The organism is Neorhizobium sp. P12A (assembly GCF_008365395.1).
Taxonomy (GTDB): domain Bacteria; phylum Pseudomonadota; class Alphaproteobacteria; order Rhizobiales; family Rhizobiaceae; genus Rhizobium.
Window position 1 is genome coordinate 1 of record NZ_QOVX01000046.1, and the last position, 13798, is coordinate 13798.

General features: G+C 56.6%; 10 protein-coding genes and 3 pseudogenes. 10 read left to right on the forward strand and 3 right to left on the reverse strand.

What is annotated here, in order from left to right; all coding sequences use genetic code 11:
- Nucleotides 1-237, reverse strand: a pseudogene (locus DTW90_RS36195) (IS5/IS1182 family transposase); the annotation flags it as partial.
- A gap of 46 nt (nucleotides 238-283) precedes the next feature.
- On the opposite strand from DTW90_RS36195, the gene DTW90_RS36200 reads away from it, so the two are divergent.
- On the forward strand, nucleotides 284-988 hold the full coding sequence (locus DTW90_RS36200) for an IS6 family transposase (RefSeq protein ID WP_149344904.1): 705 nt from the start codon (nucleotides 284-286) through the stop codon (nucleotides 986-988).
- 2226 nt (nucleotides 989-3214) lie between these two features.
- Here DTW90_RS36200 and DTW90_RS36210 read toward each other — a convergent pair.
- Nucleotides 3215-3421 carry a hypothetical protein gene (locus DTW90_RS36210; RefSeq protein ID WP_149344908.1) on the reverse strand — a complete coding sequence of 69 codons (207 nt, stop codon included), beginning with the start codon at nucleotides 3419-3421 and terminating at the stop codon, nucleotides 3215-3217.
- Between the two features lie 198 nt (nucleotides 3422-3619).
- Here DTW90_RS36210 and DTW90_RS36215 point away from each other — a divergent pair, with 198 nt between their 5' ends.
- The 5 genes and pseudogenes from DTW90_RS36215 to DTW90_RS36240 all read left to right on the forward strand — a co-directional run.
- Nucleotides 3620-4102, forward strand: coding sequence for a DUF2127 domain-containing protein (locus DTW90_RS36215; RefSeq protein WP_149344910.1), 483 nt, complete (start codon nucleotides 3620-3622; stop codon nucleotides 4100-4102).
- A 1272-nt stretch (nucleotides 4103-5374) separates the two neighbouring features.
- Nucleotides 5375-5593 (forward strand): hypothetical protein, encoded by a 219-nt coding sequence (locus DTW90_RS36220; protein WP_132528742.1) that lies wholly within the window; start codon nucleotides 5375-5377, stop codon nucleotides 5591-5593.
- Nucleotides 5594-6808: 1215 nt separating this feature from the next.
- On the forward strand, nucleotides 6809-7129 hold the full coding sequence (locus DTW90_RS36230) for a hypothetical protein (RefSeq protein ID WP_149344914.1): 321 nt from the start codon (nucleotides 6809-6811) through the stop codon (nucleotides 7127-7129).
- Between the two features lie 721 nt (nucleotides 7130-7850).
- Entirely contained in the window at nucleotides 7851-8432 is a 582-nt protein-coding gene (locus tag DTW90_RS36235) for a hypothetical protein (protein ID WP_149344916.1), read from the forward strand.
- 362 nt (nucleotides 8433-8794) lie between these two features.
- A pseudogene (locus DTW90_RS36240) lies at nucleotides 8795-9091 on the forward strand (IS6 family transposase); the annotation flags it as partial.
- An 86-nt stretch (nucleotides 9092-9177) separates the two neighbouring features.
- On the opposite strand, the gene DTW90_RS36245 reads toward DTW90_RS36240, so the two are convergent.
- On the reverse strand, nucleotides 9178-10686 hold the full coding sequence (locus DTW90_RS36245) for a DDE-type integrase/transposase/recombinase (RefSeq protein ID WP_149344918.1): 1509 nt from the start codon (nucleotides 10684-10686) through the stop codon (nucleotides 9178-9180).
- 114 nt (nucleotides 10687-10800) lie between these two features.
- Here DTW90_RS36245 and DTW90_RS36250 point away from each other — a divergent pair.
- The 4 genes and pseudogenes from DTW90_RS36250 to DTW90_RS36265 all read left to right on the forward strand — a co-directional run bounded on the left by DTW90_RS36250 (nucleotide 10801) and on the right by DTW90_RS36265 (nucleotide 13533).
- A pseudogene (locus DTW90_RS36250) lies at nucleotides 10801-11791 on the forward strand (site-specific integrase).
- Nucleotides 11792-12225: 434 nt separating this feature from the next.
- Nucleotides 12226-12636: a hypothetical protein gene (locus DTW90_RS37985; RefSeq protein WP_246665186.1), complete on the forward strand. Its 411-nt coding sequence runs from the start codon at nucleotides 12226-12228 to the stop codon at nucleotides 12634-12636.
- Between the two features lie 211 nt (nucleotides 12637-12847).
- Nucleotides 12848-13114: a type II toxin-antitoxin system Phd/YefM family antitoxin gene (locus tag DTW90_RS36260; protein ID WP_149344920.1), complete on the forward strand. Its 267-nt coding sequence runs from the start codon at nucleotides 12848-12850 to the stop codon at nucleotides 13112-13114.
- Complete coding sequence (locus tag DTW90_RS36265; RefSeq protein WP_149344922.1) at nucleotides 13111-13533, forward strand: type II toxin-antitoxin system VapC family toxin; 423 nt, start codon at nucleotides 13111-13113, stop codon at nucleotides 13531-13533. Before DTW90_RS36260 ends, DTW90_RS36265 begins: the two co-directional genes overlap by 4 nt.
- Nucleotides 13534-13798: the final 265 nt, after the last annotated feature.

Here is a 13798-nt window from a genome sequence, read left to right on the forward strand (position 1 = left end):
CGCGACCTGCCACTTCATTCGGCCAGCGGTGTTGATCGCCGCAATGTGTCGGTCTCGCTGGCTCGAAGGATCGGCGTCCGGCCGTTCCACCGCATTGGCGCGTGGCGGAATGACCACCGCAGCACCGGCACTGTGCCTGGTGACGGCGTCATAGGTCGGGTTGCCGTCATAGGCGCCATCGGCCGTGAACTGGCCGATCGGCGTGTCGATCTGGTCGAGCAGCACCTCCAGCGGCGATGTCACATAAACCAGATGTCAGTGGGTAGTGCATAGAACTGAAGGGATGAAGAATTCATCCATCAGCTACAAGCGTCACCGTTTCCCCCAACAGATCATCGCCCATGTGGTCTGGCTGTATTTCAGATTTCCTTTGAGCCTTCGGCTGGTCGAGGAGCTACTGCTGGAGCGCGGGATCATCGTCTCGTATGAAACGATCCGGCGATGGGGACGGAAAGTCGGGCCGGTTTACGCAAAGCAACTCCGTCGCAGGCGACCTTCGCTCCAGGACGTCTGGCACCTCGATGAGGTTGTGGTTTCCATCGCCGGCCGAAAGCACTGGCTTTGGCGTGCCGTCGATCAGGACGGCTCCGTTCTCGATGAAATCGTTCAAAGCCGGCGCGACACCAGGGCTGCAAGGCGTTTGCTGCTCAGGCTGTTGAAGAAGCAGGGCATGCCACCCAAGCGGATCATCACCGACAAACTCCGCTCCTATAGTGCGGCCAAACGTGACCTCATGCCAACGGTCGAACACCGGTCCCACAAAGCCCTCAACAATCGAGCGGAGAATTCTCATCTGCTACTGCGAAAACGGGAGCATCAGATGCAGGGTTTCCGATCAGCCGGAGGTCTGCAACGGTTCATAACAACCTTCTCCGCCATCCGAAATCTCTTCGTCGCACAGCATCGCAGCCGCTCTGCTCTCGCCACTCACATCCATCGTGTCCGCGCCATGGCGCACTGGAAAATAGTGACGGGTGCCATTGCCTGATCTCAGGCAGCAGCGCGGTCATTTCTTCTCCACTCGATAATGTGTCAATTCCCCGGTGGGTTGATTGCCGCTCTGTGCATCTCATCGGTGAAGGTGCTGGTCAGAGAGGCAGCGCCAACTGTCAAAGGATACGAGTTGTCCCACGCTGAGTAAGCGCATTGTTGCCTTTTCGAGCGGCCGCCATTAAGAGTCGGCTCACCCACACGCCCAAGTATGGGCGTGAGCACCTCGGTTTCTAAAGAGCCGTTGATTTTGGTGTCGCCACCCCATCGCATATTCCCCAGAGGTGGCGACTTACTCTCAGTCTCTTCCAGACAAGCTAATACATAAGCCGGTGCGCGGTCGGGGAAATTCCCCAGTCGGGTTATGCCCTGAAGCGACAGTAGCAATCGTTCGGAAGGTGTTGGGGCAACCCGCTCGTGAAAACGAGCCAGGCACTCGCGGTGATGCTGGTGGAAACAAGGGCGCCTGGCTCTGCTCACATCGGGATGTAAGCGTAAACAAATCTCCGTTGGGTGGGAAAGTTCCCTTGTCATCAACACGTATAGGGGTGGGGAGGCCGTTCGAGCCTTAAGTCGCTGGAGCCATCGAGACTCTGCGCGCTCAACGGACCGGGTTTCAGGAAGCGCACAGAGATTCGCGCTTGCGATGAACAAGCAACCTGGTTCTGCGTTCACCTCTACCACGGCGTATGAGGATGACCCATGGACAATCCAAAAGTTGCGACGGTAAAAGTTCGGCTTCCTGGCGAGGGTGCTTATCGCGAGTTGACATCGATAGAGGACTTGGCTGACGCCTTGATGAAAGAATGGCCTTTCGAAGGATCCTCTCCGGCTCGATATAGGGCTCGAGTCAAGTGCCTTGATGCTATGAATGGGCTTTGCGGGCCGGAAGATGCCAGGACCGCCTTTATAGCTGCATGTCGTGAGGCAGGTATCGACTTTGTCTCCTGATGGTCTGTCTGCTTAAAATGGCGATCCGAATTTTAGCATCTTTCAGAAGGCCTGAGCTTACACCGGAATTTCGATGGTTGCCGTGAAACCGCTGCGGGGTAGGTAAATACCACGCTGCCACCCAGATGGTTGGCGAAGCCCGTAATGAGTTTGGTGCTGCCATAGGCCGCAACGCGCCGCGCCTAACCAATCCAGCCGAGTGCTGTTGAAATCTCGACGACGGCCCAGGCGAGCCCGAGAACCCAGAAAATAATGGTAGCGATCATCAGGACTGTGGCGACGATAGTTTTGATCATTTGCGTAAGGTCGTCTGCAAAACTCGGTCGACGAGGGTGAATCGGATTGCCTGCGCACAGTTTAAAAAAGGCCGCTGCCAGAGCTCATCAAACTGGCAACGGCCTTCCCCCGGATTGCCCCCAATCCGATATTAACCAGCCCCGACGCGGGGAACGGCGGGGGCTGTCGCCATCATGCGAAGGGGTCCTCACATGGTAGCTGCCTGCGTTCGATCCCAGCAGCCCAGGTAAGAGATTAGGAGATCGCTCGATCGCAGCATCCACTAATGATGATGGTGCTTTGATTTTGGGTCATTGACGCGAGTCAATTTAGAGCCTGCCGATGCACGTTTAACCCGAACACTAAGCCTGATGGCTTGGCCTGCCGCGTAAGAGGTCCGCGTGCGTCCCTTCGTGGAAAACCTGTCGGCTGGTTCCGGTTGCCTCAACGATGACAACCATCCAATGATCGAATTCTTCGATTATCGTAACATGACCATTGCCCATGGTCGCGCCCTCTATTTCGGGGTAACGAAGGATCGCGCGAAACCATATCGCCTCCGGGCCCTGTTCTGCCGCTGGTTGTGGACTATAGTCCCAAACGCGGTCAGAGAATGGCAAATAGTTCTTCACCTTCCGGAGGGTAAAATTCGGGAAATTGAACGTAAAAAAGGCCGCGCCCGGCGGGGCGGTTGGGATGCTCCATTAATCGCGCGGTACCGGGCTAAGGCGGCACCCGACGATGTTAAATTAGAGGAAATGATCTGGCTCAAACGGGTCCTCGACACCAAGCAGCCCCGTCGCGGGGAGCGGCGGGGCTGTCGCCATCATAGACGGGCCCCATGATGACTGGCTGCGAGCGAGGTTCAACGAGCCGGTGCCCGATCGCAGCATGTTTCAATGATGGCGCTCTTTGCGGCTTCCATCGTTCCATCGTACATCGATGTCAAATGCTGGTTGGCGCAGAAGGCAGGCAGCGGATCGACGATCTCCACGTTTTAGGACTGGGCAAGATGGGCCAGAGTTGCGCGGGAGAGCGCCTGCCTTTTGCTGACATAGTCCCATGGTGGTGCGAAGTCAGTTGCAGCACCTTCGATCACCGCCTTCGCCCCGGCTTCCGGAATGTAGTGGCCCATCTCCGGACCATCGTGAACGAGAATGACGCGGGTTCCAGCCTTCTTCAGGTCATTCAGCAGGCGCGACAAGCCCGCCTTGGTCGGGGCTGATTTGTCTGCCAGCGGCGGCGGAACGGAGAGATCGAAATAGACGCCCTCGTTTGGCAGTTCGCCGTCATGAATGTATTTCGGCTGAGGGTTACGACATGCGTAGGTGGCTCCTCGCCTTCATTGACCTGGGTCGGGTGTGGGCGCACCGTGTCTGGCTCGTTGGCCACGAGGTGCGTTGTGAAGCCTGTTGATGAGCGCCGTATCCATCAGATTTTCGAGATTGGGGTCTGGCTCAAGGGCGCCCATGCCCTGATCGAATGCATAGGCGGTCTGCTGCTTTATGTCGTCAGCACCGAAACAATTGCCGCTTGGGTCAACGCCGTCACACAGGATGAACTGCTCGAAGACCCGAACGATTTCATTGCTGGCCACCTATCACAGATGGCGAACCATTTTTCCGTCGGCAGCGAGCATTTTTACGCCTTCTACCTGCTCAGCCACGGCCTAATAAAGTTGCTTTTAGTTGTCGGGCTTTTGAGAGGCAAACTGTGGTCGTACCCGGCTTCGCTCGTGGCATTGGGCTCGTTCACGGTCTACCAATTGTATCGCTATTCCTACACATACTCGTCGGGGCTGCTTGTCCTGACGTTCTTCGACGCGATCGTCATGATACTAATCTGGCATGAGTGGAAGGTCGTGCGGCGACACAAGGCGGCATGATGGCAGAGCTTGCCGTAATCATAGGTTCCCCAAATGATTGAGCGCGGGTCGCCCGGTGAGTAGCAATTTCCACGTCCCCGGTGTTCGATCGCCTAGCCACGACTGCCAGAGCTCCAAATCTGGCAGCGGAAACGAGCCGGACTCTCCCACGGGATGGAACAGCGATAGAAAGAGCCCAGCTCGGCCCACGGGAGTGTGAGCAGGCATAGAATGATTGCGGTGCGAGAATGTTCCCGGGAGGGAATTGTGACGTCACTAGTACCGCAGTCCGGGCTAGCTTTCATGCCGGGGGCATGCTCCGAGTGCGCTGGCATTATGTCGGAAAATACAACCAGGGTTTGGTACCATTCCGTTCACAGAATCGCATGGTGTCTGCTAGGTAAATCGTTAAGCAAGGAATGGGGCAGCCCGTCGGACTGGCTCCTCGCATTTGTCGGAGTGGCAACTAATAGCTTCGGCGAAGTAATTCGGGATAGCTGACAAGGAAATGCCACAGAACTCTAGGCTAGTCGGCCGTGCAGCATTCATGCTGAAGCGCCCTGAGGTACGAAAGGCCCTTTTGCTCCTACCTGCTCGGAAGCGATAGAAGAGATGCTGGAGATTTATGGCGAAGCGATCGACTTCCGTGATCGGACTCGCCGAAGATCTGGCGCGGATCTTCGGCTTCTCTGGGAGTACGACCAGCTTTGCGAGGATTTGGAAAACGATCTTGATCGGATGATCCGACAAAAGGCTGATCAAACCTCTCGAAATCAATCACGGGAGAAGTCCAACGAAACCTGAACAGCAAGAATCTGGTTGTCGCCCCTTTCTCAGACGAAATGCTTTTCGTACCGATTTCAATTTCTTCTCCTTTGCCAGGGCGCGGATTCTATGTGGCGTGATCGGCGTCTATAAGGCAATCGTCCATGTTCTTCAGATTCATTAGAAACTGGTTAGAAAAGTCTTGAGCTCGGCGTGGACATGTTTTCACAGACGGGACTCATGCAGACTCTTACGCGGCCGGCCAGGCCGTCAGGCTTGGTGTTCGGGTTCACCTCCATAGGCAGCCGGCAAATTGACCTGCGTCAATCACCCAAAATCGAAACACCATCATCATTACCGTACGCTGCGATCGAGCGATCTCCTGATCTCTTACCTGCGCTGCTGGGCTCGAACGCAGGCAGCTGCCATGTGATGGCGAGACCCCTTCGCATGCTGGCGACAGCCCCGCCGTTCCCCGCGTCGGGGCTGCTTGAGCCAACCTCAAACGTCTACGACAGGAGAACCATCGTGTTGAGATTACAACTGATTGCGATTGGCGCAGCACTTCTTGCCTCGTCTGCGCTGGCCGCCAGCGAGTACTACGTCGAGCATGCCCCCGGCATGAAAGCTTGTTCGGTTGCAGAAAAGAAGCCCGACGGAAAGAAGACCATTGCCGTCGGCGGCGGTCACAAGACCAAGGCCGAAGCCGAGGCGGCCATGAAAGCGAGCCCGGACTGCGGGTACTAGTGCCTAGGGGCCCCGTTTAGCGCGGAGCCTCGGTAGTTCTTCCAAGGGAGTCTACATCGAGGAGCACACCACATTGCCTTTCCGAGCCGTGGTTCCACTTGAGAACGAACAAATCGAAACCGTTGTCGAAGCGGCCTTTCGCTGGTGTCAGGCCAATGGGCAGGATATCGACGGCCCCGCCGGCCAGGCGGCGATGAATGTGGCCGTTTCTTTCGCCATTTCCCGGCGACCAGACCGGGCTGAATTATATCGTCTTCTATCAACGGAGATGGCAACTGAGGCTATATCCCGTTGGTTAAGAAGAAAGCGACGTTTGTCAGTGCGCAAGCGAGTGATCAGAGGAAATTGATGATCTGCTAGTCCATCTGGACGCGCTTTCCCGGCGGCGGGACTGACTACGAGGCATTGGGAACAATCCAGCGAGGCGGCCGTTGCCAGTTTGACGAGCTCTGGCAGCAGCAGCATCCATAAATGCGCAAGACAAGGAATGCTATCATGCAGGATAAAGTCGACCACGCTTCGAAGGTCGCAAAAGGCTTTCAATCCCCCATACGCGAGAAGACGACCACGGTATTTCGTTCAATCAATACCGGCGACGTTGCAAAGCGGCGGGAGAGGGCTGGCCTTCTGAAGGCGTTGCGTATCGAACGCAATAGACCGACACGCCCACAACGGGAGAAGTGAAAATGCCAAATAAGCAAACAAATCTACGGCGCGTCCTTCAGCAGGCCGACTATGCTACCTCCGATATGGAACCTTCCCATGGAGGTGATCATCATGAAGATACGATGATCATCCGCAGGATTCGTGCAGCGACGATTTCGTCCGCCGACTACCCGCGCACACGCAGGCAAAAACGGAACGCAGATAAGGCGGCCTTGGCAACGTGGGAAAATGAAGGTGGATCCCTTCGCAAAGCATAAGCCCGGCCAAGTTGTTGCCAATGTAATCGGTCTCGCTGTCATTGAACAAAGCTGCGAGCGCGTTTCGGCGTCCGTACCGGAGGTATTCATGGCACTCGTTAAGCTGACCTACAAATCCACGACGTCGTATCCGGTCTATTATCAATCCGAAGATGGTGATCTACATTCGCCAGGACCCAAATCGGACGGGCATCCATCTGGCAGGCGGCGGAGGCGAGAGTGGGCTCTTCGTGCCTGTCGAAGAACCCATCGAAGAAGTCGCAAAACTTATAAGTGCTCAACTGGACAGGTGATGGGACTGGAGGCCATCATGGCGATCAGATACTTGGCCAGAGATCTCCCCGCTGAATACGAATCGGCGCGGCGGCTATTGTCGACCGATCTTCCAATGACACATGAGGAGTGGGAACACCTCCGTGGCACCAGACGAGCGACGTTGCAGGGTTCCGGCTTTACAGTGCTCGACTACCAGGTAGATCCCGTCGACTATGGCAGACAATGCGATGCGGAGCACAGCTATCTCGGCATCGAAGGCCTTTGGCGCTTCGCCGAAGAGCAAGGGATAAAATCAGCCGCCGGCGATCCGATTAATGCCGCGCCGAGAAACCGGTGACCGGCCATAGCGGGCGACATTACCGCTGGGCGCGACTATAAGCCGCTCCGACCTCCCAATTCGCCGCACATTCGATGCAACGTCCAACTCGAAATCGTGCGAGAAGGCTATAATCGATCCGGGATTTGATCGAGATCAACACAGCGAGCGATCGTCGGATTATTGTTTGAAAAAGCTTGGCCTCTAACGGCACGGCGGGCTCGATGGCAGGGCGCGCAACAATGTTCAGGTTCGCTTTTTTCGGCGGCTGAACTGAAAGCGGCCGGACCCTGATGGCGGCTCTGCGTTAGTCACATTTCATGAGATCTCCATGGCTAACCCGCCCAATCCAGAAGACATCCGCCTTAATCTTGAGAAGCAGATCGCCGATCTCAGAAAGGAAGTGACGCATATCGGAAAGTCAATCCCGTCACGCGCTGAAGATCTTGATGGCGATCTTCGTGAGAATGCCCGATACGCTTATGATACTCTCTCCGGCCCGGCACATGAGCCATCAGACAGATGCGTCGCCAAGCCCAGGCCGTCTCCGAGGCATTCAGGGAGAATCCAGGGACGGCAGCCACCGTTCTGTCGTCGGCCGGCGTCATTGGCTTTGTAATTGGGTTTATTCTAGGGCAGGCGCTTTCCACCGGGCATCCTCATCGGCGATGATCTGGCTCCGCCCCCACGTGGTCGCGGCGGCATCCAGGCGTTCTCCTCTAACAAAACTGGAACGGGACCTATGAGCCTACAATCAGGCGGACATTCGGCACAAGCCGCAACATCACCCAAGCCGGGAAAGGTAAGAGCTTGGATTAAAGAAATACTTTATATTATAGTCTTGGTGTTGACGGTATTTGGTGTTGCCTATTCAAGCATCGTAAAACAGCCGATTATCTTGTATTGGGAGATCCTGGCTCCGATAATTGGGGCGGTTTGTGTAAGTGTCGGTTGGCGAGACACGGATGGTAAAGTTGCCCGCCTACGCTTAATCGTAACGCAAACGCTGCATTGGCTGGCATTCCTGATAGTGATGAACCTGATAATGTTGCCCGTCGTGCAGAGGATACTCAACGCAAGTGCGACAGGGTTGGCCATTATCACCTTGCTGGCGCTGGGCACGTTTACCGCAGGCGTCCACGTCGTTTCCTGGCAGGTCTGCCTCCTCGGAGTTGCGATGGCTTTGGCCATTCCGGCGATTGCATGGATCGAGAATTCGGCCCTGATTGTGGTCCTGATGATGGCTCTGGCGCTTGGAATCGCTGCTTTATCGTGGTGGTTTTGGCAAAGAAATCACCGGATTGATGCTGACTTGGAAGACTGAGTGTGCAAATTTGTCTTACCTACTCACTGGAGGCAACCACAAAGACCAATCGAGTAGCCCTCGCTCTGTTGGAAATTCATCCACCATGCGGTGCCGGGATCTATAGCGCAGCCATCGTTAAGGACCGTAGTTAGCCCTGATTAGTGCGCTGGCCGGCTTGCCGGATGGACCGCATGCTACCTGGTCCTTTGCATAGCCGTAGCGCTCTTGAATTGTCCTCCACTAATCGCGAGAACCCAGAGCCGATTGAAAACGCGTAGAGGCTAACTGGATGCAGATCAAAGGAGCCTTTCCTCGAGACATGGGCCAGTCCGGCACTGTAACGTTAATCGAGCATCGATCAAAATGTGGGATCTGGTGGGATGACCAGATTTATCCATGATCCCCTTTATCGTCGCCACCGTTTTCCAGCGGAGGTGATTGGCCATGCCGTTTGGCTCTATTTCCGGTTTCCGCTCAGCCTGCGGATGGTTGAGGATATGCTGGCAGCGCGTGGCGTCATCGTCTCTCACCAGACCGTGCGGCTCTGGGCTGAGAAATTCGGCAGACACTTTGCTAATGATATCCGGAAGCGATCAGCCGGCAGGCTGGGCGACAAATGGCACCTTGATGAGGTTGTCATCACCATCGGTGGAAAGAAACACTGGCTTTGGCGCGCTGCGTAGCGGCAATCTAAGTGAGATTCGTATTGCCTCATGGGAGAATGCTCCCGGACGGATAGTATATTGCCTCACCAGAATGCTCCCTACGCCCTGCTGAGCTTTGGTAGTTGTTCGTCTTCGCCAGGCTCGATTCCGAATATCATTGTATGTGCGCGATCGCGACGCCAGCCTTTCACCCGTCGTTGCACCGTACGGATTAGTCCATCAGGATACTGACCGGGATAAATGCTTTGAAGTCGCTCCAGTAGCTCCCGGCCGGTTCTCCATGGTTCAGCTTCAAACCAACTGTAAAGATCATTCGTAACGTTAACCAGCGGGTCAGGCCGCCGTCGCTCGCGCTTTAGTTTTGGCTTTGCTTTCGCGGTCGGACGGACTTCGCCCTCTGTCCATGCGATACGGAGGCTTTGCAAAAAGCTCTCAACATCGGGAGCCTCGCTGGAGGGGGTTCCCTGGTGCGCGATGTCGGCAAGCCGCTGTTGTCCTGCACGAATGTCGCGGAGGAGCGTCACAGGATCGAGTTGTTCGCTCATTCGCACCAAGCGGTCGCGCACCTCCGTTGCCGTCCTCGCATCCGACAAAATCCGTTGATGTGGCGTCGCGGGGGAAGAGTAGAGCTTCCTGACCAGCGCTCCATTTCGCTGCTTTTCGAGCAGCTTAAACGACGGTTGAAAGAAGTTCACGAACAAGCGTACCGAGCGATAGAGGTCCGCAAGTGTCGCCGCGGCTTCAACACCCTCATACCGATGATAGCCAACAATGCGGCGGACGACCGATCCGTTTTTCTGCTCCACATAAGCCTGATCATTTTTGCGATATGGCCGACAGCGAGTGAATTCGATGTCTGAATCAACGCAGTAGTCCTTGATCGTCTCGTTGATGAATACGCTATCGTTGTCCGTATCAAAGCCAAGCAGCGGGAACGGCAGGACGCGGCGAAGCTCGGTCAAAACTTCCGCCAAGAGCTTCTGTTCGCGAACCAGCAGAGGCGCGCATTCAGTCCAACCGGTCGCAATATCCGTGAGGACAAGCGTTTGAATAAAGCTGCCACGTGCGTTGGGACTGGAATGTGACACCAGATCAGCCTCGATGAAGCCAGGTGGGGGGTCACCCCAGTCGGAGAATTTTCGAATTGGAATAGTCCGCTTCAATGCCGATGAAGCCACGGAACGTCGGCGTCGACGGCCGCCTGCTGTTTCCCGCACGCTTTTCAATGCACGGTCGATGGTAGCCGCACTCATCTGTAGCAAAAGGGTCCGGACCTGATCGTCTAACTTCAAATGGCCATGCTGTTCCATCGAGGAGATCAGAATCGGCAGCAAGGGCTTCAGTCGTTTGCTACAGATACGGTCGGACGCTTCCCACAAAACAATCAGAGCCTGTCGGGTCGCCTCGTCATAAATCTGCGCCCGCGTTCGCGATTGCGGTTGCTTATCCGCCCCACGCAACAAACGCATCGCATGTTTGCGATGCATCCCACTGATCGAAACGAACTGATCGAGGATCTGCGATTTTTCCTCCCGCTTTCCGGCTGCATAGCGTTTTGCCAGAGCAGCAATCAATTCCTTTTTCGTCGTCACGCTGATCAGCCTCATCTGATTTGCTCCGCACCCACAAATGCTGGGAGCAAATCAGATGAGGCAACGGCCAACAATCAGGGAGCATTTCTCGCGAGGCAATGCGCCCTCAAGCACCTCGTTGAACGCGGCATGGGCGACAATACGCTCAGAGCGCTGACATCCGATCTGGCCTACCTCAAAGCCTGGGGAACGGCAGCGACCGGACGGTCCCTGCCTTGGCCGGCGCCGGAAGCGCTGCTGCTCAAATTTGTCGCGCATCATCTCTGGAATCCGCAGAAGCGGGCGAACGACCCCGATCATGGCATGCCGGATGACGTCGACGACAAGCTTCGGCGCCAGGGGTTCCTGAAGTCCGTTGGCCCGCACGCGCCGGATACGGTGCGCCGGCGATTGGCGAACTGGTCGACGCTGACGAAATGGCGCGGGCTGGACGGTGCCTTCGCCTCCCCTGCCCTCAAATCCGCCATTCGTCTGGCCGTGCGCGCCGTCCCGCGCACCCGCCTTCGCAAGAGTGCCAAGGCCGTCACCGGCGATGTGTTGCCAAAACTGCTGGCGACTTGCGCCACCGACAGCCTGCGCGATGTCAGGGACCGGGCGATCTTGATGGTTGCCTTTGCCTCAGGCGGCCCAAGGCGCAGCGAGATCGCCGGACTGCGCCGAGAGCTGCTCACCGCCGAGCCGCCGATCGCCGTCGACAACGGCACCCCCTCCCCTCTCTCGCCATCCATCTCGGCCGCACCAAGACCACTTCCGGCGAGCAGGACGATGTCGTCTACCTCACCCGCCGGCCGGTCGAAGCGCTGAATGCCTGGATGGCGGCGGCGAAGATCGACAAAGGCAGCGTCTTCCGGGGGATCGGGCGTTGGGGGACGGTTTCAATGCGCGCACTTGATCCGCAGTCGGTCAATGCGATCCTGAAGCAGCGGGCGGAGATGGCAGGGTTGGACAGCGGGGAGTTTTCGGCGCACGGCCTGCGGTCGGGATACCTGACCGAAGCGGCAAACCGCGGTATTCCCCTCCCGAGGCGATGGAACGGTCACGCCATCGATCGGTGCAACAGGCCTCGAGCTATTACAACAGCGCCGCCAGGCGCAGCGGTCGGGCAGCACGACTTCTCTGATGGGCGGAGTTGACCCATGGCGGTCAATGATCTCACGGCGACCGCCAAGATCCACGCTCTCGTTCCGTCCGAAGTTGACATTTTCCACGGCCAGCCGCGTGACGCGTTCCGGGTTCGCTGTTAGGTAGATGTCGACCGGATTTTTTGCGCAGGAGTGCCGCTGTGCATTTTCATGAAGGTACTCAAGTCCCTGGAAGAACTTCTCTGCGAACTTGTGAGTTGGCTGGTGTTCTATCCTACAACGATGTGGCGTTCGCTTACCGGCCCTATGGACATGATGCGTTATGCGGATGTGGAGCTGAGCGACAGGCTTGAAGACCAGTATGATGATACGCTGAGCCCTCCCCCTTTTCTTTCTGATCACACTGTTGATTTCGCATGGGCTTTCCACCGCCTTTGCTTCGATCTCCGATCTCTCCGAATTACCGAAGGTATTGTCCTCCGGAACCAATCTGCTGATCGCGCGGGGCGTGGTGTACGGCATTTACCCGCTCAGCATCGCGGTCATGCTCCTGCGGATGAAGTCAGCGAAGATCTCTAGGAACACGTTGCGTCCACCGTTTTACAGCCAGTGCTATGTCGCTGCCCCTTTTGCTTTCGTCATGGGGCTTGGATTCGACTTCCTGCTCATGCCCAATCAACGCGTCGACAGTACCGGGCTTATCATCATTGCGGTAGCCATCCTATGGTACGGAGTGGTGCAGGTCCGCTGGTTCAAGCAGGACTTGTCGGTCAGCGGCGCGAAAGCGATTGCCGCCTTTGCCATGTCATTCATCGTCGCCACGGTTGCCGCCGGCGCGGTAACGCTTGTGATCGGGTTGGAAGGGAAGAGCTGGGATGTCTGAAACCTTGCTGCCAGCCGCTTAGCTGATGCCCTATGAGAGCTTTCGCACGACCCTTTACCTCGGCGCTTCAATCGAGACGAGGGCTAAAGCTACACTGGCCGAGGCATCAAGACTGTAGCCTTCCCCTCCCCTGCATCGTTCGAGCGCGCCCTTGCGCAGACACGGCTCGAGCACTATAGTCACCATGGTCATTCTAGTCATAGGTAAGATAATGCACACACCAACGCACGACGAAATGAGCTGGACGGTCGCGGGAGCGAAGGCAAAGCTTTCGGAAGTGATGGAGCGCGCGCAGGTAGCACCCCAGACCATTACCCGCAATGGGAAGCCGAGCGTGGTGGTCGTCTCCGCCGAAGAGTGGCAGAAGAAGACTGCGCGCAGAGGATCGCTTGCGGAATTTCTATTGGCATCGCCTCTGCGTGGCGCCGATCTGGACGTTGAGCGGCAAGGCGACGAGCCGCGCGACCTGTCCCTATGAGACTGCTCCTCGACACGAATGTTCTCTCGGAAGTTACGAGGCCCCGGCCTGCTGAAGGTGTTTTGAACTGGCTCCATGGTCTGGACGAGGATCGCACGTTCATCAGCTTTGTCTCGATTGCCGAAATCCGGCGCGGTGTTGCGCTGATGGACAACGGGCGAAAGCGCGACGCGTTGGACGAGTGGCTTACGCATGATCTCCCACAACGGTTCGACAACAGGACTATACCGGTCGAAGGTGCTGTTGCCCTGGCGTGGGGTGACCTGATGGCCCTCGCGAAGCGAAGCGGCCGGGGGCTTGCATCAATGGATGGCCTGATCGCGGCCACGGCCATCGCTCACGATTTGACGCTAGCTACACGCAATACGAAGGATTTTGAAGGCTTCGGAATAGACATTGTTGACCCATGGGCAGTCTAACGAGGCCTTTTGGATAAATATGAAAGGACACCGCGGATGCTTTCCCACGGCTTGCTCAAAAACCACGCTGGCATCCTGTTGGTCGGGGACTACACGTCTCTCACCTGGCTGCATGAAGTCATTCATGATGTGAATGAGCGCTCGCGGCTTTGGTGCGCGGGTCGTTGAAGGAACGGCATTCCGTCTTTGATGCTGTTGCTACGGCGTTGCAGTCTTGCAGCGGACGGATTTCGGGCGTGCGCATGCCATCATTCTATTGAGGACC